This is a genomic window from Acinetobacter sp. TR11 (genome assembly GCF_027105035.1).
Classification (GTDB): domain Bacteria; phylum Pseudomonadota; class Gammaproteobacteria; order Pseudomonadales; family Moraxellaceae; genus Acinetobacter.
This window is the reverse complement of record NZ_CP114256.1, coordinates 3,209,857-3,234,651: the sequence shown is the minus strand read 5'-3', so window position 1 is coordinate 3,234,651 and position 24,795 is coordinate 3,209,857. Positions and strand designations below refer to the sequence as shown.

Below are 24,795 nucleotides of genomic sequence, written 5' to 3'. Positions count from 1 at the left end.
ATGTTTTCAGATAAAGTCTTACTGATCACAGGTGGTACTGGATCATTCGGGAATGCAGTTTTAAAGCGATTTTTAGAAACTGATATAAAAGAAATTCGAATCTTTAGTCGGGATGAGAAAAAGCAAGATGATATGCGTAAAAGGTATCAATCATCGAAGTTAAAATTTTATATTGGTGATGTACGAGATTACAACAGTATCTTAAATGCTACTCGTGGTGTGGACTATATTTATCATGCTGCTGCATTAAAGCAAGTCCCTTCTTGTGAATTCCATCCAATGGAAGCTGTTAAAACAAACGTAATTGGTACAGAAAATGTACTTGAAGCAGCGATTCAAAATCATGTTAAAAGAATTGTGTGCTTGAGTACTGATAAAGCAGTTTATCCCATCAATGCAATGGGCATTTCCAAAGCAATGATGGAAAAAGTTATTGTTGCGAAGTCCCGTAACTTAGAGGGTTTGGATACAGTTATTAGTTGTACCCGTTATGGTAACGTAATGGCATCGCGTGGTTCTGTGATTCCATTATTTGTTGATCAAATTCGTCAAAATAAGCCATTAACGATCACTGATCCGAACATGACTCGTTTTATGATGACGTTGGAAGATGCGGTCGATTTAGTACTATACGCCTTCGAGCATGGCCAAAATGGTGATATTTTTGTTCAAAAAGCACCTGCTGCAACGATTGAGGTTTTAGCAAAAGCTTTACGAGAACTATTAAATGTTGAAGAGTATCCGATTTCAATCATGGGGACTCGCCATGGTGAGAAAGCATTTGAAGCGTTGTTGAGCCGTGAGGAAATGGCCGTGGCAATTGATCAAGGTGAGTATTTCCGTGTACCAGCCGATCAGCGTGACCTTAATTATGAAAAATATGTTGAGAATGGTGATTTAAAAATTACTGAACTCGAAGATTATAATTCGCATAATACCGAGCGTTTAGATGTAGAAGGCATGAAGAAACTGCTACTCAAGTTAGAGTTTATTCGTGCACTTACACAAGGACAATATGTAGATCCAGAGGCTTAATATGAAGGTTTTGGTAACAGGTTCAAATGGTTTTATTGCTAAAAATTTGATTCAGTTTTTATCTGAAAAAACCGAAGTTGAAGTTTTAAAAATTCATCGGGAATCATCTGAGCAAGAACTAAAAGACTCTATTTTAGCTGCTGATTGGATTGTTCATTTAGCAGGCGTTAATCGCCCATTAAATGAAAGTGAATTTATTGATGGTAACGTTACGCTCACAGAGACAATTGCTCAAACACTCAGAGCAGAACACAAATTAACACCGATTATCTTATCGTCATCTATTCAAGCTGATCGTGATAACGCTTACGGGAAAAGTAAGCTTGGTGGTGAGCAAGCTCTTGAGAAATTACATGCAGATCAAGGAAATCCAGTTTACATTTGCCGTTTAGCTAATGTTTTTGGTAAGTGGTCTCGTCCAAATTATAATTCTGCTGTTGCAACCTTTTGCCATAATGTGGCAAATGATTTGCCACTTCAAATCAATGATGCAAATGCTCTTATTCGATTAGTGTATGTTGACGATGTTGTTGAGACCTTTTGGAATATGATCAATGGTTCGATTAGTGTTGATCAAAGTTTCCAAATTCAGCCTGAGTATCAGATCACTGTCGGTGATTTAGCTGAGACTTTAAATGGTTTTAAAGGATCAAGAGATACGCTAATTACGGATCGTGTCGGAACAGGTTTAACGCGAGCTTTATATTCAACTTACTTAAGTTTCTTAAGACCTGCACAGTTTGATTACAGCGTGCCTAAATATGGCGATGCGCGTGGTGTCTTTGTTGAAATGTTAAAAACACCTGATGCTGGGCAGTTTTCCTATTTTACTGCACACCCGGGCATTACTCGTGGTGGACATTACCATCATACCAAGACTGAAAAATTCCTTGTAATTAAAGGTAAAGCCCTATTTAAATTTAAGCATGTAGTTTCAGGTGAATTTTATCAACTCGAAACGCATGGGGATGAGCCGAGAATTGTTGAGACAGTTCCTGGATGGACACATGACATTACCAATATTGGTGATGATGAAATGGTTGTGATGCTATGGGCAAATGAAATTTTTGATCGTAGTAAGCCTGATACTTATGCAATGCCGATAACAGATTAAGAGTTGAATCGTTGTGAAAAAATTAAAGTTAATGACCGTCGTAGGTACGCGTCCTGAAATTATTCGTTTGTCTCGAGTGATGGCAGCATGTGATCAATATTTTGATCACATTTTGGTACATACGGGGCAAAATTATGATTATGAATTGAATGAAATCTTTTTTACAGATTTAGGGATTCGCAAACCTGATCATTTTTTAAATGCTGCAGGTGGAACAGGTGCAGAAACAATTGGTAATGTGATTATTACCGTTGATAAGATTTTGGACGAAGTACAACCAGAAGCATTGCTGGTTCTTGGTGATACTAATAGTTGTATGGCTGTACTACCTGCCAAACGTCGTAAAATTCCAACATTCCATATGGAAGCAGGTAATCGCTGTTTTGATATGCGTGTTCCAGAAGAAATCAATCGTCGAATCGTAGATCATACTGCTGATATCAACTTGACTTATAGTACGATTGCTCGAGATTACTTGTTGGCTGAAGGGTTGCCTGCTGATTTAGTCATCAAAACAGGTAGTCCGATGTTTGAAGTGCTGAACCATTATAAGGCAAAGATTGAAGCATCAGATGTTCTTGAACGATTGAGTTTGAAAGAACAGCAATATTTCATTGTGAGTGCGCATCGCGAAGAAAATATTAACTCTGATCAGAACTTTCTAGATCTTGTAGCAATGTTGAATGCAGTCGCTGAAAAGTATCAGTTCCCGGTCATTGTTTCTACACACCCAAGAACACGTAAACGTATTGAACAACTTAATATTGAGTTCCACCCATTGGTGCAATTATTAAAGCCACTTGGTTTTAGTGACTATAATAAACTACAGCTATCAGCTAAAGCCGCGTTGTCTGATAGTGGCACCATCAATGAAGAATCTTCGATTTTGAATTTCCCTGCATTGAATTTACGTCAAGCACATGAGCGTCCAGAAGGCATGGAAGAAGCAGCGGTGATGATGGTGGGATTAACAGCCGAACGAATTCTACAAGGTTTGGAGATTTTAGAGTCTCAGGCACGCGGAGAAGAGCGTTTATTACGTTTGGTGGCGGACTACAGTATGCCAAATGTGAGTGATAAGGTTGTTCGTATCATCATGAGCTATACCGATTATGTTAATCGCGTGGTATGGAAAAAATATTAAGTAATGAAAATTCTTCTTTTAACGCAATGGTTTGATCCTGAGCCTACTTTTAAAGGTTTAGCATTTGCTAGGGAGCTACAACGACAAGGTCATCAAGTACAAGTTCTAACAGGGTTTCCCAACTATCCTGGAGGAAAAATTTATGATGGTTATAAATTGAAATTGTACCAACGTGAACAAATTGATGGAATTTCGGTTTTACGAGTTGCATTATTTCCTGATCATGGTAGCTCTGCGTTAAAAAGGATTTTAAATTATATTAGTTTTGCTTTTATGGCATTGCTTTTCGGTATTTTTGCAACTAAAAAAGCGGATGTTATTTATGCTTATCACCCGCCGTTAACAGTTGGTTTAGCTGCAATTTTCATTAAATTATTTAGAAGAATCCCTATTGTATATGATATTCAGGATATGTGGCCTGATACGCTTAAAGCAACGGGAATGCTAAACAATCAGAAAATATTGAATATTGTGGGTCACGTATGCCGTTTAGTTTACTCTTGTGTTGACCATATCGTGGTTTTATGCCCCGGATTTAAAAAGTTATTAGTTGAAAGAGGCGTATCAGAAGATAAAGTCAGTGTAATTTACAATTGGTGTGATGAAAATAGTTTGACACAAGCGGAACCAATCAAAGTTGATTATCAGAATTTATTGAAGGATCGTTTCAATATTATATTCGCTGGCAATATGGGTAAAGCCCAATCATTAGATACGATTTTGGATGTTGCAAAAGAATTAAAATCAGAATCAAAAATACAATTTGTTTTTGTGGGTGCGGGAACTGAAACCGATCGACTTAAACAAAGGGTAATTCATGAAAGTATTGAAAATATAGTTTTCATTCCTCGATTGCCAATGTCTGAAGTTGGTGGTGTCTTGGATTATGCAGATGTGCTATTAGTTCATCTTAAGCGCGATCCACTTTTTGAAATTACAGTACCATCTAAAACACAAGCCTATATGGCAATAGGCAAGCCACTATTAATGGCTGTATCTGGAGATGCAGCGGATCTTGTACAAGAAGCTCAATGTGGTCGTATAGCAAGATCTGAGGATGTTGATAATATTAAAACTGCTATTCTGGAAATATATCATTTACCTACTGATGGACAACATCAATTAGGTTTGAATGCTAAGCAGTTTTATGATGAAAAATTATCTTTAAGTTATGGGACACAACAATTTATTGAAATTTTCAAAAGGGTGAAAGATGCTTAAACGTTTACTTGATATTGTGATTGCATCAATTGCATTGGTAATTCTATCGCCTTTATACATTTTTGTAGCTTATAAAGTGAAAAAAAATCTAGGCTCCCCAGTTCTTTTCCGTCAGGTACGTCCAGGGTTAAATGGGATACCTTTTGAAATGATTAAATTTAGGACGATGAAAGATGCAGTTGATATACAAGGGAATCCATTACCTGATCACGAACGTTTAACCCCTTTTGGAAAAATGTTACGTTCAACAAGTCTGGATGAAATGCCTGAGTTATGGAATGTCATCAAAGGTGATATGAGTATTGTAGGGCCTCGTCCATTACTCATGGAATATTTACCACTTTATAATAATGAACAAGCGAAACGACATAATGTTCGTCCTGGTATGACTGGTCATGCCCAAGTGAATGGTCGGAATGCGATTGGCTGGGATGAGAAATTCAAACTTGATACTTGGTATGTAGAAAATCAATCAGTTTGGTTAGATTTCAAAATTATGCTTAAAACCGTCAAAAAAGTCATTGCTAAGGATGATATTAATGAAGCTGGTGAAGCAACAATGAGCAAATTCACAGGTTCAAGTGAGAAGGAGTAGGTTAATGACAATGCTAATCGGTGTATATGGTGCGAGTGGTTTTGGTAAGGAAGTCATGCCTTTGGTTCGCCAGCAATTTCCAATATTAGCTAAAGAAAACTTTATTTTTATTGATGATGGAAAGGCCGAAACTCATTTAAATGGATACTCAGTTCTAACTTATACAGATTTTATTAAACAGCCAGTATCAAATAAGCTTGTTACAATAGCAATTGCGAATAGCAGTGTCCGTGAAAAATTAGTTACTCAGTTAAACCAAGATAATATCCAACACTTATCAATTCAAGCATCAAATACGGTTGTGTTGGATGATGTTGAAATTGGTGAAGGTAGCTTACTTTGTCCATTTACCTGTCTGACTTCAAATATTAAAATTGGAAAATTTTTTCATGCCAATATTTATAGCTATGTTGCTCATGACTGTGTGATTGGCGACTATGTGACTTTTGCACCAGGTGTAAAATGCAACGGAAATATTCATATTGAAGACCATGCTTATATCGGTACTGGCGCTATCATTAAGCAAGGTACACCAGATAAACCTCTAGTAATTGGAAAAGGTGCGGTGGTCGGTATGGGGGCAGTCGTTACAAAGAGTATTCCAGCTGGTGTCACAGTGGTTGGAAATCCTGCACGAATTTTAGAGAAAAAATAGATTTTATCAGCAATATAAAGGGATGAGAGTATGTTAAACACAGCATTTGAACCATGGCCAAGCTTTACAGAGAAAGAAGCAGATGCAGTTAAAAATATATTGCTTTCGAATAAAGTAAATTATTGGACAGGACAAGAATGCCGTGAATTTGAAAAGGAATTTGCATCGTTTTCTGGTACAAAATATGCTGTTGCTCTAGCAAATGGGACTGTTGCACTTGATGTTGCACTGAAAGCATTACAAATTGGTGTTGGTGATGATGTGATTGTAACTTCACGTACTTTCTTAGCTTCAGCAAGTTCGATTGTTACAGCTGGAGCGAATCCAATTTTTGCTGATGTTGAGTTAGATTCACAAAATATTTCAAGACAAACGATAGAAGCTGTATTAACACCAAATACGAAGGCAATCATTTGTGTTCATTTGGCTGGTTGGATGTGTGATATGGATCCAATTATGCAATTAGCAGCTGAAAAGGGTTTATATGTCATAGAAGATTGTGCTCAAGCGCATGGTGCTAAATATAAAGGTAAGCCTGCGGGTTCTATCGGTCACATTGCTGCGTGGTCATTTTGCCAAGATAAAATTATGACTACGGGTGGCGAAGGTGGAATGGTTACCACTAACGATGAGAGCCTGTGGAAAAAAATGTGGTCTTATAAAGATCATGGCAAAAGCTACGATAGTGTCTACAATAAACAACATCCGCCAGGATTCCGTTGGTTACACGATTCTTTTGGAACAAACTGGCGTATGATGGAAATGCAAGCCGTTATTGGTCGCATTCAACTCACTTATATGGCAGATTGGACGAAAAATAGGATTGAAAATGCAGATAAAATATTAAAAGCATTTGCTGATTCTATTTATTTTACTGTAAACCGACCAACAGATGATTATCTACATGCACAATATAAATGTTATGTGCAAGTCAATATAAATGCGTTACCAAGTGGTTGGTCTCGTGACCGAATCATGCAATTTATCAATGCAGAAGGCGTACCATGTTATAGTGGTTCATGTTCTGAAGTGTATTTAGAGCATGCTTTTGATAATACGAATTGGCGACCGAAAGAACGTTTGAAAAATGCTCAGCAGCTTGGTGAAACTAGTCTTATGTTTTTAGTACATCCAACACTGAGCGAAGATAATATTAAGAAAACAGTTGATGCGATTGAAAAACTAAAGAAAGTTTTAGATCAGTGATGAGCGAATAGGCGATAAAGTTTAAAGCAGTTAATCATAAATTAGCTTTTTGCTTTATCGTTGTATTATTAAGGCAAGATCGTCATTTCAGCTTGTGGAAGAATTGCGTATAACGTGCGCATGCTTAGTGGGATAATTAGAAGATTATTGTGAAAAAGATTATTTATCAGCTTGCATCAGCACCAAGGCTAGCAAAACAGGCTCTATTGATATTTTTAGACTTAGTCGCATTTCCTGTGATTTTATGGTTGTGTTATGTCATTCGCTTATTTGATTTAGGAGCAGAAGTTGTACCTGGACTTAACCACGGTGTAATTTTAATCACATTTTTTTCAATTATTAGCTTATTGTTGACAGGCGTTTATCATTTTATTGTTCGAACATTTGATGAAGTCTTCATTGTCAAACTGGCATTTGCTGTATGCAGTATGATGATAATACTGTATGGATTTAATGCATTTAGTCATGCATATATCCCGATGTCGATTCCATTTATGTTCGGCTTTATGATGTTTGCATGGATATGGTGTAGTCGAGCATTTATTCGTTTTATTGTGAAAGCGACCTTGCACACTCATGGTGGTTGTAAAAGGGTTGCAATCTATGGTGCAGGTGATGCTGGTCAGCAAATCGCAGCAGCTTTACATCGCTCAGATGACCATACGCCAGTTTTCTTTATTGATGATAAAGTTTCATTACAAGATCAACTTGTAGGTGGCTTAAAGGTTTATTCCACTGCGAAAGCACTACGGAATTTTAAAAAATATAAGATAGATGAAATCTTACTTGCTTTACCTTCTGTGGGGCGTGTACGTAAAAGTGAAATTATTCAACAACTAGAACCAGCATTTGTGAAAGTCACAGAACTGCCAGGGCTAACTAAACTTGTTGATGGTGATATTCGAGTTTCAGATATCCGTGAGGTTGATATTATCGACCTTTTAGGACGAGATCCTGTTCCACCTATTGCTCATTTATTGGCTAAAAATATTCAAAATAAAATTGTTATGGTGACAGGTGCTGGCGGATCGATTGGTTCAGAGCTTTGTCGACAAATCATAAAAAATCAACCTAAAATGCTGGTTTTATATGAATTAACTGAATTTGCATTATATGATATTGATAAAGAGTTAAGGCAAACTGCCAGTTGCGACATTGTTCCCATTTTAGGGACTGTACAAGATCAACAAAAATTAGAACGTATCATCGAACAATATCATGTGCAGACAGTCTATCATGCCGCCGCTTATAAACATGTTCCATTGGTTGAGTGTAATCCAATTGCTGGATTAAAAAATAATGCAATTGGAACCGCAAATAGTTTAAATGCCGCTGTAAAAAAAGGCGTAGAAACCTTTGTATTGATTTCAACTGATAAAGCAGTTAGACCGACTAACGTCATGGGTGCATCGAAACGGATGGCTGAATTGTATTGCCAAGCCGTGGCTGAGACGAAACCAAATACGCAGATTAGCATTGTGCGTTTCGGAAATGTATTGGGTTCATCTGGGTCGGTTGTACCTTTATTTAGACAGCAGATTGCAAAAGGTGGTCCAATTACGGTGACTCATCCTGATGTAACGCGCTATTTTATGACGATTCCTGAAGCCTCTCAGTTAGTCATCCAAGCTGGGGCATTAGGTTCAGGTGGTGATGTGTTCTTACTCGATATGGGTGAACCTGTTCGAATTCAGGATTTAGCACGACAAATGATCGCTTTAAGTGGTTTAAAAGTTCGAGAAGCAAATACAATGGATGGTGATATTGAAATCGCTTATAGTGGTTTACGTCCGGGAGAAAAACTTTACGAGGAACTTCTCATCGATCAAGATAACACAGGTTATACAGAGCATACTCGTATTTTACGTTCTTTTGAAAAGCATTATCCGTTACAAGAGATTCAATTGGTATTCAGTAAAATCAATCAAATGACAGCAGTGGATCATGATGTAGATTGGGCTTTAAGTCAGTTAGAATATTATGTTGATGGCTATAAACGTAGCGGCGAAGTACGAGTTAATTAAGAGAGTATTGTATGATCAAAAAAGCAATTTTACCCGTCGCAGGTTTAGGCACCCGTTTTTTACCAGCAAGTAAATCTATTCCCAAAGAAATGGTTACGGTTGTCGATCGTCCCGCAATTGAATATGTGGTACGTGAGGCAGTTGAGGCAGGTATAGAACAAATTATTTTGGTCACTCATTCCTCAAAAGCTTCAATTGAAAATTATTTTGATCGTAATTTTGAGCTTGAAACAACTTTAGAACAAAAAAAGAAATTTGACCTGCTGAAAGAAATTACTGATATTTTACCGAAGCATGTCAGTGTGGTCAGTGTACGCCAACCACAACCCCTAGGACTAGGTCATGCGGTATTATGTGCGAAAGATATCGTGGGTGATGAAGCCTTTGCAGTGTTATTGCCAGATGTTTTAGTTAAAAATCGGACCGATGAGAATGATTTATCTCTCATGATTCAACGTTTTGAACAGTCCCAAGCAGCACAGATCATGGTAGAAGCAGTTCCTGATCATTTGGTTGATCAATATGGTATTGTGGATGTCGCGGTTTCACCGAATGAAGGCGAAAGCGTTGTGATGCAGGGAATCGTTGAAAAACCTGCGGTGGATACAGCACCTTCAAACTTATCTGTGGTTGGTCGCTATATTCTACCAGCTCAGATTATGGAGCTTTTAGCACATACCCCACGTGGGGCAGGTAATGAAATTCAGCTGACCGATGCGATTGCAGCATTGCAGCGATCAGAAACTGTGGAAGCCTACCGTATGAAGGGACAAACCTTTGATTGTGGTAGTAAGCTTGGATATTTAAAAGCTGTATTACACTATGGTATCGAGCATCCAAAATTGGGCGTAGAGTTTAAGGGCTTAATCCAAGAATTAGCCCTATAGTTTTAGGGCGTGTGGTTATGAAAGTTGCAATCTTTGGCAATACATTATATGCAGGCGTGATGTCTGCATTATTGTCTGAATCTGGGCATTTTGTATATTGGTGTTCCCACCTCAACCCAAATGAAAATGGTCAGCAATATTCTTTTCATGATGAAAATGTCAGTCGCTTACTTGAAAAACAGCTCAGTAGTGGATTTCTGATTTATCGTGATCTGGATAGTATTCCTTTAGACATTGATGCTTACTTATTTAGTTTTAATCAAACCCAAGAACAACAAGTTTTTCAACTGTTAGCATCACTAAAACAGCGTCCGATTATTCATCCAAAATTGATGATCAATGCATCTACCTTTGGCTTACATGGGACTGAGCATTTTCAACAAATCCTTTTTGAAGATCACTGGGTCTATTTACCAGATACCATCCAAGAGGGAAATGCGTTACAGAGTCTGACCCAAGCTAAGCAGCTGATAGTCGGATGTAGTCAAGCTAATGTTCAGACCAAAGTAAAAGAGTTACTTCGCCCTTTTTTCCCTTTGGCACAGCAATATCTATTTATGCCGATTTTAGATGCTGAGTTTACCAAACTCAGTATCTCAGGTATGTTGGCAACACGGATCAGCTATATCAATGATTTGGCCGTGGTTGCTGAGAAACTTGGGATTGATATTGCATCAGTACGTCAGGGTATGGCAGCGGATAACCGTATTGGTTCAGCTTACTTAGCCCCTGGTGCTGGTTTTGGCGGTGAAAATTTTTCTCATGATATTCTGACACTCTCTAATACAGTTGCAAATACAGGCGTTAAAAGCCAATTGCTTGCACAAGTATGGGAAATTAATGAGCAACAAAAAGAAATCTTGTTCCGTAAGTTTTGGAACTATTATCATGGGGATTTGCAGGGAAAATCTGTTGCAATTTGGGGGGCTTCTTTTAAAGAAAATACCTCAAGTATTCAGCAATCACCTATTCACCAAATGCTTGCAGCACTGTGGGCGCAAGGAGTGACGGTTTATCTGCATGATCCACAAGCCTTGGATGAAATTAAGCAGATGTATGGACAACGTGACGATCTGATTCTTTGCGAAGATCAGTATGATGCGGTCAAAAATGTGCATGGTCTGTGTGTGCTTACGGCGTGGAAACAATATTGGAGCCCAGCATTCAAACAGCTTGAACAGTTGATGGGACACCCTTTAATTCTGGATGGTCGCAATATTTATGATCCTGACTATGTTAAAGCACAAGGTTTTGCATATATAGGTGTGGGGCGTTAAAGATGATCAAGCAGATTCAGTCTTTTGCTGTAAAAGAGCAAGCTTCCGCCGTGGAGCACCTTTCATCTTTACAACAGCAATTTAAAAAGGTCCATCTAAATACCTTATTTGCAGCAGATCCTGCACGCTTTAAACGTTTTTCGGTTGAGTATGACCAAATTGTTTTGGACTTCAGTAAGCATCGTATTGATCAAACGATTTTAAATAACTTAGTGGACTTAGCTCAGGCACAAGATTTAAAAGGCTGGATTAAAAAGCTCTTTTCATCTGAACCGATTAATTATACTGAACACCGCGCAGCAATGCATTGGGCTTTACGTTTACCACAATCGAGTCCAGACTTTTCTGATGTGAATCAGCTAGTGCAGCAGCAGTTGGAGCGAATGTATGCTTTAGTGGATAAAATCCATGCTGGGCAGTATCGCGGTGCAACGGGTGAGGTCATTCAAGATGTGGTGAATATTGGTGTGGGCGGTTCTGATCTTGGTCCACTCATGGTGACCCATGCACTGTCTGACTTTAAGGTCGCAACTACAAAACCTTTAAATGTACATTTTGTTTCGACTATGGATGGTAGTCAACTGTCTGAGTTACTGCATCAACTCCGCCCTGAAACAACTCTATTTATTATTTCATCAAAGTCATTCGGTACCATTGATACACTTTCTAATGCGCAAACCGTACGTCAATGGTTAGAAAAGGCATTGGGGCAAAATGAGAAGATTCTGCAAAATCATTTTATCGGGGTTTCGACTAAGCCTGACAAGATGACAGAGTGGGGCATTGCTACTGATAAACAGCTATTGCTCTGGGATTGGGTCGGCGGTCGTTATTCACTGTGGTCATGTATTGGTTTGCCAATTGCACTGACTGTCGGCGTTGAGGGATTTAAGCAACTGTTAGCAGGTGCTTATGCGATTGACCAGCATTTTCAATCAGCACCCTTTCAGCAGAATATTCCTGTTTTGATGGGGTTATTAGGCGCGTGGAATAATAACTTTCTGGATATTCATACCCATGCGGTACTGCCTTATGATGGCCGACTTAAATATTTCGCGGCTTATTTGCAGCAGCTTGAAATGGAATCCAATGGCAAATCGATCCAACGCAACGGCGAAAAAGTTGGTTCCGTGACCTGTCCAATTGTGTGGGGTGAGGTTGGACCTAACGCACAGCATGCATTCTATCAGCTGCTGCATCAAGGTACACATTTGGTTAGTTGTGACTTTATTGCGCCTGTGAAGCGTTATAATTCCAATCAATTCACTTATGCTGAAAGTGCTGAAGCTTTGGTAGAACAGCATCATTTGGCTTTATCCAACTGTTTGGCACAGTCGCGCCTGTTGGCCTTTGGGAATCAAGCATTGGCAGTAGATGAACTGGAAGGCTTACCCGCTTATAAACAATATGAAGGCAATCAACCTAGCTCCACTATTCTACTTAAAGAGCTGAATCCTTATAGCTTAGGAATGCTGATTGCGATGTATGAACATAAGGTTTTTGTACAGTCAGTATTATGGAGTATTAATCCCTTTGACCAATGGGGTGTTGAAAAAGGCAAAGAAATTGCCAATCAGCTGTTACCGATTTTAAACCGCGAGCAAGATGATCTATCGAGTTTTGATGCATCAACACAAGGTTTGTTGAAAATATTATTAGGAAAAACTGATGGCTAAAGTTTTAGTAACTGGCGGTGCGGGCTATATTGGCTCCCATACTTGTTTAGAGTTATTGAAAGCAGATCATGATGTCATTGTTTTTGATAACTTATCAAATAGCAGTGTAGAGTCTCTAAATAGAATACAGCAACTCGCAAATAGAAGTTTAGTATTTGTGCAAGGTGACATCCGAAATCAGCATGAGTTGGATCAGGTCTTTCAGGATCATCAAATCGATGCGGTGATTCATTTTGCTGGTTTAAAAGCAGTGGGTGAAAGTCAGGAGAAGCCTTTAATCTATTTCGATAATAATATTTCGGGTAGTATCCAACTTGTGAAGGCGATGGAGAAAGCGAGTGTTTTTACTCTTGTGTTTAGTTCTTCGGCGACGGTGTATGGTGAATTAAATCCATCTCCTTATCAGGAAGATATGCCATTAAGTCTACCTAATAATAATTATGGTTATACAAAATTGGTCATTGAACAAATGCTTGAGAAACTAGCTTTAGCTGATAATAGATGGTCAATCGCTTTATTAAGATATTTTAATCCTGTTGGAGCGCATAAAAGTGGGTTAATTGGTGAAGATCCACAAGGGGTTCCAAATAATTTAATGCCTTATGTCACCCAAGTTGCAGTAGGACGACGTGAAAAACTATCGATTTTTGGTCAGGACTATTCAACTCAAGACGGTACTTGTGAAAGAGACTTTATTCATGTGGTTGATTTAGCTAAAGCACATGTTCTTGCGATTACTAATCGCCTCGCAAATCAAGGTTGTCGAGCTTGGAATATTGGTACAGGTAAGCCAATTTCAGTATTACAAATTAAAGAGACATTTGAACAAGTCAATGGTGTAACGATTGCAACAGAATTCGTCGAACGTAGAGCAGGCGATTTACCAGCTTTTTATGCGGATGCCTCTCGCGCGAAGAAAGAATTGGGTTGGAAACCACAATATACCTTGCAAGATATGCTGGCGGATAGTTGGAATTGGCAAAAACAAAATCCAAATGGATATCAATAATTATTGTTTCATATAAACAGGGAGCAACAGCTCCCTGTTTTTTAACTCTTAGATTATCCTTGAATTAAAGCAGTTAACTCATCCACATAACTTTGCATTGATTGTGGATTTTGATCGGCACGACTCTCAATATTCAGGCGAAGCAAAGGCTCAGTATTAGATGCCCGAACATTTAAACGCCATACACCAAAATCAAGACTCACGCCATCAGTACGGTCTACTTGTGGATTTTGGTCAGCATAATGATCAAAAATCTTTTGTACTGTTGTTTGAGTATCAGCCACTTTAAAATTGATTTCACCGCTACACGGGAATTTGGCAATCATGTTTTCAACCAGCGTTGAGAGTGATTGACCTGTTTCAGAGAGTAAGGCAATCGTGAGTAACCAAGGAATCATACCGCTATCACAATAAGCAAAGTCTCGGAAATAGTGGTGAGCACTCATTTCTCCACCGTAAACAGCATTGTGTTCGCGCATCACATCTTTAATAAAAGCATGCCCAGATTTTGATTGCACCGCGATACCTTGATATTGATCAACAATATCAAAGGTATTCCAGACCAGACGAGGATCATGCACAATCTTCTCACCTGATTGTTTGATCAAGAATGCTTGTGCCAATAAGCCAACAATATAATAGCCTTCTATGAATTGACCTTTCTCATCGAATAGGAAACAACGGTCAAAGTCACCATCCCAAGCAATGCCCATATCTGCATGGTGCGCAAGTACAGCATCACGGGTGCTGTCACGATTTTCAATTAAGATTGGATTTGGAATCCCATTTGGAAAATTGCCATCGGCTTCATGATGGATTTTGATAAATTCAACAGGAATATTGAGTTCTTGAAATTTTTGCTCAATCGCATCAATCACATGACCTGCTGCCCCATTGCCAGCATTCACCACCAGCTTGAGGGGTTTAATTTTTTGTGGGTCGATATATGTTAATAAGTGATCGACAAATTCAGGCAAAATATTATAGTTTTCAGTTGAACCCTTTTGTTCTACTTCTACAAAATCACCAGACTCGGCCAATGCCTGAATGTCTTTTAAGCCTGTATCAGCACTGATTGGACGTGCATTTTCACGTACCAATTTCATACCATTATAGTCCATTGGGTTGTGGCTTGCCGTGACTTCGATCCCACCTTGCACATCGAGATGGAAAGCACCGAAATAAACTTCTTCTGTGCCTGTCATACCCAAATCAAGCACATTGACACCCGCATCATTTAAACCACGAATGGTGGCTTGTTTTAAGCCCTCACTGCTGAGGCGGATATCACAACCAATCACAACTTTTTTAGGTTGGTAGATTTGTCCGTATGCACGACCGATTTTATAGGCGATTTCTTCGTTGAGTTCAGTGCCTAGTTTTCCGCGAATATCGTAGGCTTTAAAGCAAGTCAGTTGAGTCATGTTCAAAAGTGCTGTTTGTTGTTTATTCATGTGTTGCAGTATACAAAGACTCGCTGGGCTTGAACATTCATAGATACAGATTTAATCATTTAGTGATTTTTCTTGGTTTCAGCTAGATGACCAATCTTAAATTTAAAAGACTCTCATCATGTAAAAACAAAAAAGGTTGTTCCACGTGAAACAACCTTTTTTGATCCATAAAGTCTCCCTTTTAAAAGGGAGATGAGGAGCGATTATAGCTCCGCAAGGGAATTTTAAGCTGATTTCGCTAAAACTTCTGCGACTGCTTTTGCCACTTTATAAATATTATTCATATTTAGACCCGCAACGCAGATACGACCACTACGAACGAGGTAGATTGCATATTCTTCACGTAAGGTGTCAACTTGCTCACCTGTTAACCCTGTATAGCTGAACATACCTTTTTGATTGACAAGATAGCTGAAATCACGGTCTGGCAATGCTTTAGTCAATTCATCTTTTAAGATGCTACGCATTTTGATAATACGCTCACGCATCTCTTTGACTTCGCCTTGCCATTGTTGATTTAGATCAGCGTCATTTAAGACTTGATCAACCAACCATGCACCCGTTGTTGGTGGGCTAGAGTAGATACGACGTACCGTTGCTTTTAACTGACCGAATGTGCATTTTGCTGCTTCAGCATCATCACACACGAAAGTTAAACCACCAACACGCTCACCATAAAGTGAGAAGATTTTAGAGAACGAGTTGCTGACGATGAAGTTTAAACCAGCTTGGTCTAAAGCACGAATCGCATAAGCATCTTGTTCCATGCTATCGCCAAAGCCTTGATAAGCGATATCAAGGAATGGAATCAAGTTATGCTCTTTTAATACCGTAATCACTTGATCCCACTGTGCTGGATTTAGATCCGCACCTGTCGGGTTGTGGCAGCAAGGGTGTAACAATACGATGCTTTGCTCTGGCAGAGTTTTTAATGTCGACAACATACCATCAAAATCAACGCCACGTGTTTCAGCATCGAAATATGGATAGTAGTTGCTCTTGATTCCAGCACCGTTGAAGATCGCAACATGGTTATCCCACGTTGGTTGGCTCACCCACACTTCTGAATTTGGGAAATAAGTTTTTAAGAAATCTGCACCGACTTTTAATGCACCTGAACCACCAAGCGTTTGAATGGTTGCAACACGACCTTGTTGAATAGCAGGGCTGTTTGCGCCAAACAATAGAGCTTGAATTGCGTCACGGTAAGGTTTAAAGCCTTCCATTGGAAGATAAAGTTTGGTTTTATCATTTTTAGGTGCAATACGTTTTTGCGCTTCGATAATGGTATCAAGCTGAGGAACGATACTGTCTTCGTTATAGTACAAACCAATACTTAGATTAACCTTTTCAGCGCGTGGATCAGCATTAAACTGTTCCATTAAAGAGAGAATTGGGTCGCCTGCATAAGGTGGGATATGTTGAAACATTAACAATGTCCTTTTATTCAACAAGGTGCATGGATGTGTCTTGCGGAGCATGACTCCAGATGCCCAATAATGTACCAATAAAGCGCTTATGAAGCACGCTGTTATTTACATTTCTGGTGCAGTATTTACTTACAAAAATTCGTAGAAAATCGATCGATTATAAGGATTGTCTACAATCAAGCTGTCATACCATGGTCGTAGCATACGTAATATAAATAATAGGAAAAATGCCTTGGATCAATTGAAATAAAGTACTTAAATTTTAGTAAGAATATGTTTTATATATAATTATTTTATATTTTTAGTGCCTTTTTCAGAACATTCTATTGTGAGTCAAGCGAATAGTATTGACTGGATCAGTCTATTTTATTGTCGACAATCCTATTGCATTTTTTCTTCTATCTCGTTATAAAATCATCAAAACTGTAGAGATTGTCGACAATATGCAAGATACCCTTGTTCCTCAAGCCATCAGCACGAGTCAGAGTATTACTTTGACGGAACACGTATTTAAGCAAATTCAGTCGGCGATTGTATTAGGACAAATTCCTGCGGGCAGTAAGATTTCTGAACCTGAACTAGCGCGTATTTATGGGATCAGTCGAGGTCCATTGCGTGAAGCGATACATCGTCTGGAAGGACAGAAGTTAGTTGAGCGTACGGCACATGTGGGTGCGCGAGTTGTTTCTCTTTCTCTACAACAGTTTAAAGAGCTTTACCAAATTCGTGCTTCACTTGAAGGTTTAGCCTGTAAATTAGCAGCTCAGCATATTGATAAAAAACAAATTTTAGCATTGCGTGATGTACTGCGAATGCATGCTGAAGATGAAAACTTTAAAGCAGGTAAGGGCTACTATCTGCAAGAAGGTCAAGACGATTTCCATTACTGCATTATCAAAAGCAGTGGCAATAAAACCCTCGAAAAAATGTTATGTGATGAGCTGTATCACCTCATCCGTATGTACCGAATTCAATTTTCAAATACCCCTGATCGACCAAGCAAAGCTTGGGATGAACATATTCGCATTTTAGATGCGATTGCAGAGGGTGATGGTGAGCTTGCTGAAATGCTAATGCACCGTCACATCAATGCATCCTACAAAATTGTTGAGCAAACATTGCTGCAAACCCAAGGAGAACATCAACATGGCTAAATCTGCTGGTCAGCTATTCCGCGACGCGGTCGCAAATGAAAAACCATTACAAGTGGTCGGTGCGATTAACGCCAACCATGCGTTATTGGCAAAACGTGCAGGCTATAAAGCAATTTATTTGTCAGGTGGTGGTGTTGCCGCAGGTTCGTTAGGTTTACCTGATTTGGGGATTAGTAACCTTGATGATGTATTAACGGATGTACGCCGTATCACGGATGTCTGTGACCTACCATTATTGGTTGATGTGGATACAGGTTTTGGTGCTTCAGCATTCAACATTGCACGTACCACTAAATCAATGATTAAGTTCGGTGCAGCAGCGATGCACATCGAAGATCAAGTGGGCGCAAAACGTTGTGGTCACCGTCCGAATAAAGCGATTGTTACGCAACAAGAAATGGTGGATCGTATTAAAGCGGCAGTCGATGCGCGTACTGATGAAAACTTTGTGATCATGGCACGTACTGATGCTTTAGCGGTTGAAGGCTTACAAGCAGCGATTGACCGTGCAGGGGCATACATTGAAGCAGGTGCGGATATGCTGTTCCCTGAAGCAATTACTGAATTGGCAATGTACAAGCAGTTTGCTGATCTGACCAAAGTTCCAGTATTAGCCAATATTACTGAATTTGGTTCTACACCATTGTTTACGACTGAAGAATTGGCTTCTGCGGATGTCAGCATTGCGTTATATCCACTTTCAGCATTCCGCGCGATGAACAAAGCGGCGGAAAATGTGTATGAAACTCTGCGTAAAGAAGGCACACAAAAGAACGTTGTTGACACCATGCAAACCCGTCAAGAATTGTATGAGCGCATTAACTACCATGCGTTTGAACAGTATCTTGATGGAACTTTTGCGAAGAATAAATAATTTCCCCGTTCTTCACCTCTCCCTAACCCTCTCCTCAGAGGAGAGGGAATAACACGAATCATAATTAATTGGATTTGTGCAATTCCTCCCCTTTTAGGGGAGGTTAGGAGGGGTCTTAAAAGTAAACAAATAAACACCATAAAAAGGACAATCTTATGAGCAGTAATGAAACTCCAACAGGCTTCAAGCCAAAAAAATCAGTTGCGTTAAGTGGTCAAGTGGCAGGTAACACTGCACTTTGTACCGTAGGTCGTAGTGGTAATGACTTGCACTATCGTGGTTATGACATTCTTGACCTTGCAGTCGGTAGCCAATTTGAAGAAGTGGCGCACTTACTGGTACATGGCAAATTGCCAAACAAAGCTGAACTTAAAGCCTATAAAGCAAAACTTAAAGCACTGCGTGGCTTACCAGCTGCATTAAAAACTGCACTTGAGCAGTTACCGCCATCTGCACACCCAATGGACGTGATGCGTACAGGTGTGTCAGTTTTAGGTTGTTTAACGCCTGAACATGAAGACCACAATGAAGCAGGTGCAAAAGACATCGCTGACAAATTGATGGCAAGCTTGGGTTCAATGTTGTTGTATTGGTACCATTTCAGCAACAACGGTCGTCGTATCGAAGTTGAAACGAATGACGATTCAATTGCTGCGCATTTCCTCCATTTACTTCATGGCGAAGCGCCATCTGAAGAATGGATTCAAGCAATGCATACCTCTTTGATTTTGTATGCTGAGCATGAATTCAACGCATCTACATTTACGTCACGTGTTGTTGCAGGTACAGGTTCAGACATGTATTCAGCAATTACTGGTGGTATTGGTGCGTTGCGTGGTCCAAAACATGGTGGTGCAAACGAAGTTGCATTCGTGATTCAACAACGTTATGACAACGCTGACGAAGCAGAAGCAGACATCCGTAGCCGCGTAGAGAAAAAAGAAGTCATTATTGGCTTTGGTCACCCTGTTTATACGATCTCTGATCCACGTAACGAAGTGATCAAGAAAGTTGCGTATGACCTTGCTGAAGCGCAAGAGAACAACAAGATGTACCTCATCGCTGAGCGTTTAGAGTCAGTGATGAAAGAAGTGAAGAACATGTTCCCGAACCTCGATTGGTTCAGCGCGGTGAGCTATCACTTGATGGGTGTTCCAACAGCAATGTTCACGCCATTATTCGTGATTGCACGTACAGCGGGTTGGTCAGCACACGTGATCGAACAACGTCAAGACGGTAAGATCATTCGCCCAAGCGCGAACTACACTGGTCCTGAAAACCTAGAATTCAAACCATTGGCGGAGCGTGGCTAATGTCAAATCAATACCGTAAACCGCTGCCAAATGATAATGGCAATACCCAGCTCGAATACTATGACGTGCGTCAAGCCGTTGAAGATATTCAGCCAGGCGCATACGCAACCTTGCCATACACCTCGAAAGTGCTCGCTGAACAGCTTGTACGTAAAGCTGATGCAGAAAATTTAACTGCCTATTTAACGCAATTGATCGAACGCCGTCAGGACTTGGATTTTCCTTGGTATCCTGCGCGCGTGGTGTGTCATGACATCTTAGGTCAAACAGCACTCGTTGACCTTGCGGGCTTACGTGATGCAATCGCTGAAAAAGGTGGCGATCCATCTAAAGTCAATCCAGTCGTTCCAACGCAGTTGATCGTGGATCACTCTTTGGCGGTGGAATTTGGTGGTTTTGACCCTGATGCATTTGAGAAAAACCGTGCGATTGAAGATCGTCGTAACGAAGACCGTTTCCACTTTATTGAGTGGACGAAAACTGCTTTTAAAAATGTTGACGTGATCCCTGCGGGTAACGGCATCATGCACCAAATCAACTTGGAGAAAATGTCTCCAGTGATTCAAAATCGTGATGGCTTGGCTTTTCCTGATACCTGTGTTGGTACAGATTCACATACCCCACATACCGATGCGCTTGGTGTCATTTCAATTGGCGTGGGTGGCTTGGAAGCTGAAAATGTCATGCTTGGTCGTGCATCGTGGATGCGCCTACCTGACATTATTGGTGTTGAGTTTGTCGGTCAGCGTCAAGCAGGCATTACTGCAACGGATATCGTACTCGCTTTAACTGAGTTCTTACGTAAAGAGCGTGTAGTGGGTGCATATTTAGAGTTCTTCGGTGAAGGTGCTGACAGCATGTCTGTGGGCGACCGTGCCACCATCTCGAATATGACCCCAGAATATGGCGCAACTGCGGCAATGTTCTACATCGACCAAAACACCATTGATTATTTACGCCTAACAGGTCGTGAAGATGCACAAGTGGCGTTGGTTGAGCAATACGCAAAAGAAATCGGTCTTTGGGCATCTGATATGACCCAAGCTGAGTACCCACGTGTACTTCGTTTCGATCTTTCAACAGTCACTCGTAACATTGCAGGTCCATCAAACCCACATGCACGTGTCTCTACTGCTGACTTGAAAGCCAAAGGTATTGCAGGGAATTTGGATGTTGCGAAAGCACAAGAAGCAGAAGGTTTAATTCCTGATGGTGCTGTGATTATTGCGGCGATTACCTCGTGTACCAATACATCAAACCCACGTAATACCGTGGCGGCTGGTCTATTGGCACGTAAAGCCAATGAATTGGGCTTGGTACGTAAACCTTGGGTGAAATCATCATTTGCACCAGGCTCTAAAGCAGCGGCTTTATACCTAGAAGAAGCAGGCGTATTGGGTGATTTAGAAAAACTTGGCTTTGGTATCGTAGCGTATGCATGTACTACTTGTAATGGTATGTCAGGTGCACTTGATCCAGTGATTCAACAAGAAATTATTGACCGTGACTTATACGCGACAGCAGTACTTTCGGGTAACCGTAACTTCGATGGTCGTATCCATCCTTATGCAAAACAAGCGTTCTTGGCATCTCCGCCACTGGTGGTGGCGTATGCGATTGCAGGAACGATTCGTTTTGACATCGAAACAGATTCGCTTGGAAATGACAAAGACGGTAATCCAATTTACCTGAAAGATATCTGGCCTTCGGATGCTGAAATTGATGCGCTAGTCAAAGAAGCAGTGAAGCCTGAACAGTTCCGTAAAATCTACATTCCAATGTTTGATTTGGGTGTGAATGAAGAAGCGGCAAGCCCATTGTATGACTGGCGTCCAATGAGTACTTATATTCGTCGTCCGCCGTATTGGGAAGGCGCATTGGCTGCACCACGTACTTTAGCCAATATGCGTCCACTTGCAATTTTGGGTGACAACATCACGACTGACCACTTATCACCATCGAATGCGATTGTGTTAGATAGTGCTTCAGGCGAATATTTGGCGAAAATGGGCGTGCCTGAGGAAGACTTTAACTCATATGCAACCCATCGTGGCGACCATCTCACCACACAACGTGCAACTTTTGCTAACCCGAAATTGTTTAATGAAATGGTGGTTCGTTCAGACGGCACCATTAAACAAGGTTCAAAAGCGCGTGTAGAGCCTGAAGGCGAAGTGATGCGTATGTGGGAAGCGATTGAAACTTACATGAACCGTAAGCAACCATTAATCATTGTGGCGGGTGCGGATTATGGTCAGGGTTCAAGCCGTGACTGGGCTGCCAAAGGTGTGCGTCTTGCAGGTGTTGAAGCGATTGTTGCCGAAGGTTTTGAGCGTATTCACCGTACTAACTTAGTCGGTATGGGTGTTTTACCGCTTGAGTTTAAAGCTGGTGTGAACCGTAAGACGTTGAAGTTAGATGGTACTGAGCTGTATAGCGTGATTGGTAATATCTCACCGCGTTCGACTTTGACTTTAGTGATTGAGCGTGCCACAGCGGACGGTAAGGAAGAGATTCTGGAAGTACCTGTAACTTGCCGTTTAGATACAGAAGAAGAAGTTTCTGTATATGAAGCGGGCGGTGTATTACAGCGTTTTGCACAAGACTTTTTAGAAGGTCAAGTGGTTTAAAGGATGAGTGTGTTACTAGTATCTAGATATTAGTAACACTTTATAAAAGCAGAGGTTATTTTCTCAAAACTTTTCTATTGGCTGTAAAAAATTTATCTACTTCAACAGAAACCATATCACTATCATCTGAAACAAGCATTTTTATATCATGGGATTTCATAAAGTGAATAAAAAGGGCGTCATAAGAATCAAGAATAGATGTAGATAAAAAACTATGCGTAGCGTTAATAGTGTCAGCATTGATCTCTAAGGTCAAACATTCCGACATTGAGCAGATTGTCTTCCAAGCGGCATCGATTTCTTTAACTACATTTTTACGTTCTGCCTCGATCTTACGAAATGCTTTTTTTGTTATGTGAGAGTTTTTTGTTAAATATTCTTCATATTCAGCAGATTCAATAATATTTGCTAATTCTGTATATGTAAGGGGACAGTGATAAATTTTTGCTCCTTTATCCTGTATTTTTTCTACAAAATTAGGATATTTTTCAAGCTGATAAGGTGCAGGTTTTCTTGAACTATAAAAATTTTTTGATCCACAATAAGTAAGCCAATACCATACATTTGTATCCAAGAAGTATTGATCTTTTGTTTGCGGGTAAGAGTGGGATATGTCAAAAATTTTAGCTGCTTTACTCACTCTTATTTTCCTTTTCAGAATAAAAGCTAAGAGCATTTGATATTACAAGGTTAAGTAGTTCTTTACCTGTATCATTTAAATTTGTTGGCTCCATATAAATCAATAACTCATCAATTGTTATATCCTTAAGTAGATGACCAATTGCCGCGTTAAAAAATGGAGATGCAAATAAAGAAACGTCTTTAAAATCTAGTATAGTTTTTTGTTTTTCCGTTATATTTTTAATTAAAATTTGATAGATTTTATCTCCCTTCTGCATGGAAATAGCATTTCTACCAGTTAGGTCGTATACCTTTATCGTATTCATTCGTCATATCCTAATAATTTACTGATAAAAAGAGTTTTTCTGAGGTTGTTCTGAGGAAAAACAGTAATTTTTCCCATCACAATTTATAGTGATACTTACAAAGGTACCTGGAAAAAAATCTGCAAGTTTTGTAACTTTATATTCGCCGTATTGATCTGTGCATACTTTAACTCTATTACTATAAATTCGTAGTTCACCTTTGTTTACTCTAACAAATTGTCTCAATAGTTCGAATCCTAGGCCTCTAGCCAAATTGTAATTAGAGCTATCAGTATTTGTTGAATTACCTTGTTTGAGCGCCCAAATCATTGCTTCTATATCATCTTTAATACCTGTACATTTAATTACATTATGAACAATCCCTGGACCAAAATCTAAGACACTTATATGAAGTTTTTTATTTTTTTTGTCGTATTCACCACAACTATAAATTTTCAACTTTGAATTCAGTTGTTTCGATACTCCATGGCCGTAAGCATTCATAAATATTTCAAGAATTCTACTAATAATTGCTTGTTTCAATTTATCACTTAACTTTAATTTATCATCAGATAACCATTCACTTTCTAAATGTTCGGCTAATGCTCCGTCATCAAGTGTTATATCATGTTCACGATAACCAATATACTCTCCCTTGGGATAGGGTTTTTCTTTTACATCAATGGGTGAAAAATAACTTAAAAAATTATTTCCGATAAGGTTGTCGGATACGACAGAAGACATACTCTCAACGAGAAATTTGCATCCAATGTAAGGAATTTTCTTCTTCAGTAGATCGGTTGAGGTTAGTTTCTGATTGGCAATATATCGACTTAAACCTCCAAGTAGTACAACCCCATTGTGTGAAATTTTTGAGCAATGTTTAAAATCAAATAAAAAATAGTCCACTGGATCATTACAAATCTCTTGGAATATTTTGAGAATACACTCAAATCCTGCTTCATCACTTTTAATTGTTGGAATTTCAATAATACTCATAGTTAGTGCTTTAAAGAAAACATTTAAAATATTATTGGTTTTTATTTATAAGTCAAATAATTAGATCTAAAAAATATTCTAAATATTAGAAATTAAACAGGAGCATAAAATTTGAGACTATTGGGATGTTATTTTGCCAAAATGCCACCACTACTCGTCAGAAAGGTCAATA

The 24,795-nt window shown here is 39.4% G+C and carries 21 protein-coding genes; 16 read left to right on the top strand and 5 right to left on the bottom strand.

Annotation, left to right across the window (positions count from 1 at the left end; translation table 11 throughout):
- The 12 genes from O1450_RS15690 to galE all read left to right on the top strand — a co-directional run bounded on the left by O1450_RS15690 (position 1) and on the right by galE (position 13,843).
- Positions 1-1,035 carry a polysaccharide biosynthesis protein gene (locus O1450_RS15690; RefSeq protein WP_269229156.1) on the top strand — a complete coding sequence of 345 codons (1,035 nt, stop codon included), beginning with the start codon at positions 1-3 and terminating at the stop codon, positions 1,033-1,035.
- 1 nt (position 1,036) lies between these two features.
- Entirely contained in the window at positions 1,037-2,149 is a 1,113-nt protein-coding gene (wbjC, locus tag O1450_RS15685) for a UDP-2-acetamido-2,6-beta-L-arabino-hexul-4-ose reductase (RefSeq protein ID WP_269229155.1), read from the top strand.
- A 13-nt stretch (positions 2,150-2,162) separates the two neighbouring features.
- Positions 2,163-3,293, top strand: coding sequence for a non-hydrolyzing UDP-N-acetylglucosamine 2-epimerase (wecB, locus tag O1450_RS15680; protein ID WP_269229154.1), 1,131 nt, complete (start codon positions 2,163-2,165; stop codon positions 3,291-3,293).
- Positions 3,294-3,296: 3 nt separating this feature from the next.
- Entirely contained in the window at positions 3,297-4,514 is a 1,218-nt protein-coding gene (locus tag O1450_RS15675; protein ID WP_269229153.1) for a glycosyltransferase family 4 protein, read from the top strand.
- Positions 4,507-5,109 (top strand): sugar transferase, encoded by a 603-nt coding sequence (locus O1450_RS15670; protein ID WP_269229152.1) that lies wholly within the window; start codon positions 4,507-4,509, stop codon positions 5,107-5,109. The genes O1450_RS15675 and O1450_RS15670 overlap by 8 nt, the downstream gene beginning before the upstream one ends.
- Before the next feature lie 4 nt (positions 5,110-5,113).
- Entirely contained in the window at positions 5,114-5,764 is a 651-nt protein-coding gene (locus tag O1450_RS15665; RefSeq protein WP_269229151.1) for an acetyltransferase, read from the top strand.
- 30 nt (positions 5,765-5,794) lie between these two features.
- Complete coding sequence (locus tag O1450_RS15660) at positions 5,795-6,970, top strand: DegT/DnrJ/EryC1/StrS family aminotransferase (RefSeq protein WP_269229150.1); 1,176 nt, start codon at positions 5,795-5,797, stop codon at positions 6,968-6,970.
- Between the two features lie 149 nt (positions 6,971-7,119).
- Positions 7,120-8,994, top strand: coding sequence for a polysaccharide biosynthesis protein (locus O1450_RS15655; RefSeq protein WP_269229149.1), 1,875 nt, complete (start codon positions 7,120-7,122; stop codon positions 8,992-8,994).
- 11 nt (positions 8,995-9,005) lie between these two features.
- The gene (gene galU / locus O1450_RS15650) at positions 9,006-9,881 is read left to right on the top strand and encodes a UTP--glucose-1-phosphate uridylyltransferase GalU (protein WP_269229148.1); all 876 of its coding nucleotides are present in this window, start codon (positions 9,006-9,008) and stop codon (positions 9,879-9,881) included.
- Between the two features lie 17 nt (positions 9,882-9,898).
- The gene (locus O1450_RS15645; RefSeq protein ID WP_269229147.1) at positions 9,899-11,158 is read left to right on the top strand and encodes a nucleotide sugar dehydrogenase; all 1,260 of its coding nucleotides are present in this window, start codon (positions 9,899-9,901) and stop codon (positions 11,156-11,158) included.
- A 2-nt stretch (positions 11,159-11,160) separates the two neighbouring features.
- Complete coding sequence (gene pgi, locus O1450_RS15640; RefSeq protein ID WP_269229146.1) at positions 11,161-12,834, top strand: glucose-6-phosphate isomerase; 1,674 nt, start codon at positions 11,161-11,163, stop codon at positions 12,832-12,834.
- Positions 12,827-13,843, top strand: a complete 1,017-nt coding sequence (gene galE, locus O1450_RS15635; protein WP_269229145.1) for a UDP-glucose 4-epimerase GalE — start codon at positions 12,827-12,829, stop codon at positions 13,841-13,843. Before pgi ends, galE begins: the two co-directional genes overlap by 8 nt.
- A gap of 53 nt (positions 13,844-13,896) precedes the next feature.
- Here the strand turns inward: galE and O1450_RS15630 are convergent, their stop codons facing one another.
- Positions 13,897-15,267 (bottom strand): phosphomannomutase CpsG, encoded by a 1,371-nt coding sequence (locus O1450_RS15630; protein ID WP_269230489.1) that lies wholly within the window; start codon positions 15,265-15,267, stop codon positions 13,897-13,899.
- 254 nt (positions 15,268-15,521) lie between these two features.
- On the bottom strand, positions 15,522-16,727 hold the full coding sequence (locus O1450_RS15625) for an amino acid aminotransferase (RefSeq protein WP_269229144.1): 1,206 nt from the start codon (positions 16,725-16,727) through the stop codon (positions 15,522-15,524).
- Between the two features lie 443 nt (positions 16,728-17,170).
- On the opposite strand from O1450_RS15625, the gene O1450_RS15620 reads away from it, so the two are divergent.
- The 4 genes from O1450_RS15620 (at position 17,171) to acnD (ending at position 22,698) form a co-directional block, all read left to right on the top strand.
- Positions 17,171-17,881, top strand: coding sequence for a GntR family transcriptional regulator (locus O1450_RS15620; RefSeq protein WP_269230488.1), 711 nt, complete (start codon positions 17,171-17,173; stop codon positions 17,879-17,881).
- Positions 17,874-18,755, top strand: coding sequence for a methylisocitrate lyase (gene prpB, locus O1450_RS15615; protein ID WP_004665301.1), 882 nt, complete (start codon positions 17,874-17,876; stop codon positions 18,753-18,755). Before O1450_RS15620 ends, prpB begins: the two co-directional genes overlap by 8 nt.
- 155 nt (positions 18,756-18,910) lie before the next feature.
- Positions 18,911-20,068, top strand: a complete 1,158-nt coding sequence (prpC, locus tag O1450_RS15610) for a bifunctional 2-methylcitrate synthase/citrate synthase (protein ID WP_269229143.1) — start codon at positions 18,911-18,913, stop codon at positions 20,066-20,068.
- The gene (gene acnD / locus O1450_RS15605) at positions 20,068-22,698 is read left to right on the top strand and encodes a Fe/S-dependent 2-methylisocitrate dehydratase AcnD (RefSeq protein WP_269229142.1); all 2,631 of its coding nucleotides are present in this window, start codon (positions 20,068-20,070) and stop codon (positions 22,696-22,698) included. The genes prpC and acnD overlap by 1 nt, the downstream gene beginning before the upstream one ends.
- Before the next feature lie 55 nt (positions 22,699-22,753).
- On the opposite strand, the gene O1450_RS15600 is transcribed toward acnD, so the two are convergent.
- From O1450_RS15600 to O1450_RS15590, 3 genes are read right to left on the bottom strand one after another with little or no spacing between them, the layout of a single operon-like run.
- Entirely contained in the window at positions 22,754-23,338 is a 585-nt protein-coding gene (locus O1450_RS15600) for a PIN domain-containing protein (protein ID WP_269229141.1), read from the bottom strand.
- Positions 23,331-23,645 (bottom strand): STAS-like domain-containing protein, encoded by a 315-nt coding sequence (locus O1450_RS15595; RefSeq protein ID WP_269229140.1) that lies wholly within the window; start codon positions 23,643-23,645, stop codon positions 23,331-23,333. Before O1450_RS15595 ends, O1450_RS15600 begins: the two co-directional genes overlap by 8 nt.
- 18 nt (positions 23,646-23,663) lie before the next feature.
- Complete coding sequence (locus tag O1450_RS15590) at positions 23,664-24,623, bottom strand: hypothetical protein (protein WP_269229139.1); 960 nt, start codon at positions 24,621-24,623, stop codon at positions 23,664-23,666.
- Between the last annotated feature and the right edge of the window lie 172 nt (positions 24,624-24,795).

Bases quoted from the DNA above. Each gene is read 5' to 3' on its own strand.
- O1450_RS15690 (WP_269229156.1), top strand. From the start codon at position 1: ATGTTTTCAGATAAAGTCTTACTGATCACAGGTGGTACTGGATCATTC.
- wbjC (WP_269229155.1), top strand. From the start codon at position 1,037: ATGAAGGTTTTGGTAACAGGTTCAAATGGTTTTATTGCTAAAAATTTG.
- O1450_RS15675 (WP_269229153.1), top strand. From the start codon at position 3,297: ATGAAAATTCTTCTTTTAACGCAATGGTTTGATCCTGAGCCTACTTTT.
- O1450_RS15670 (WP_269229152.1), top strand. From the start codon at position 4,507: ATGCTTAAACGTTTACTTGATATTGTGATTGCATCAATTGCATTGGTA.
- O1450_RS15665 (WP_269229151.1), top strand. From the start codon at position 5,114: ATGACAATGCTAATCGGTGTATATGGTGCGAGTGGTTTTGGTAAGGAA.
- O1450_RS15660 (WP_269229150.1), top strand. From the start codon at position 5,795: ATGTTAAACACAGCATTTGAACCATGGCCAAGCTTTACAGAGAAAGAA.
- galU (WP_269229148.1), top strand. From the start codon at position 9,006: ATGATCAAAAAAGCAATTTTACCCGTCGCAGGTTTAGGCACCCGTTTT.
- O1450_RS15645 (WP_269229147.1), top strand. From the start codon at position 9,899: ATGAAAGTTGCAATCTTTGGCAATACATTATATGCAGGCGTGATGTCT.
- pgi (WP_269229146.1), top strand. From the start codon at position 11,161: ATGATCAAGCAGATTCAGTCTTTTGCTGTAAAAGAGCAAGCTTCCGCC.
- galE (WP_269229145.1), top strand. From the start codon at position 12,827: ATGGCTAAAGTTTTAGTAACTGGCGGTGCGGGCTATATTGGCTCCCAT.
- O1450_RS15630 (WP_269230489.1), bottom strand. From the start codon at position 15,267: ATGACTCAACTGACTTGCTTTAAAGCCTACGATATTCGCGGAAAACTA.
- O1450_RS15625 (WP_269229144.1), bottom strand. From the start codon at position 16,727: ATGTTTCAACATATCCCACCTTATGCAGGCGACCCAATTCTCTCTTTA.
- O1450_RS15620 (WP_269230488.1), top strand. From the start codon at position 17,171: ATGCAAGATACCCTTGTTCCTCAAGCCATCAGCACGAGTCAGAGTATT.
- prpB (WP_004665301.1), top strand. From the start codon at position 17,874: ATGGCTAAATCTGCTGGTCAGCTATTCCGCGACGCGGTCGCAAATGAA.
- prpC (WP_269229143.1), top strand. From the start codon at position 18,911: ATGAGCAGTAATGAAACTCCAACAGGCTTCAAGCCAAAAAAATCAGTT.
- acnD (WP_269229142.1), top strand. From the start codon at position 20,068: ATGTCAAATCAATACCGTAAACCGCTGCCAAATGATAATGGCAATACC.
- O1450_RS15595 (WP_269229140.1), bottom strand. From the start codon at position 23,645: ATGAATACGATAAAGGTATACGACCTAACTGGTAGAAATGCTATTTCC.
- O1450_RS15590 (WP_269229139.1), bottom strand. From the start codon at position 24,623: ATGAGTATTATTGAAATTCCAACAATTAAAAGTGATGAAGCAGGATTT.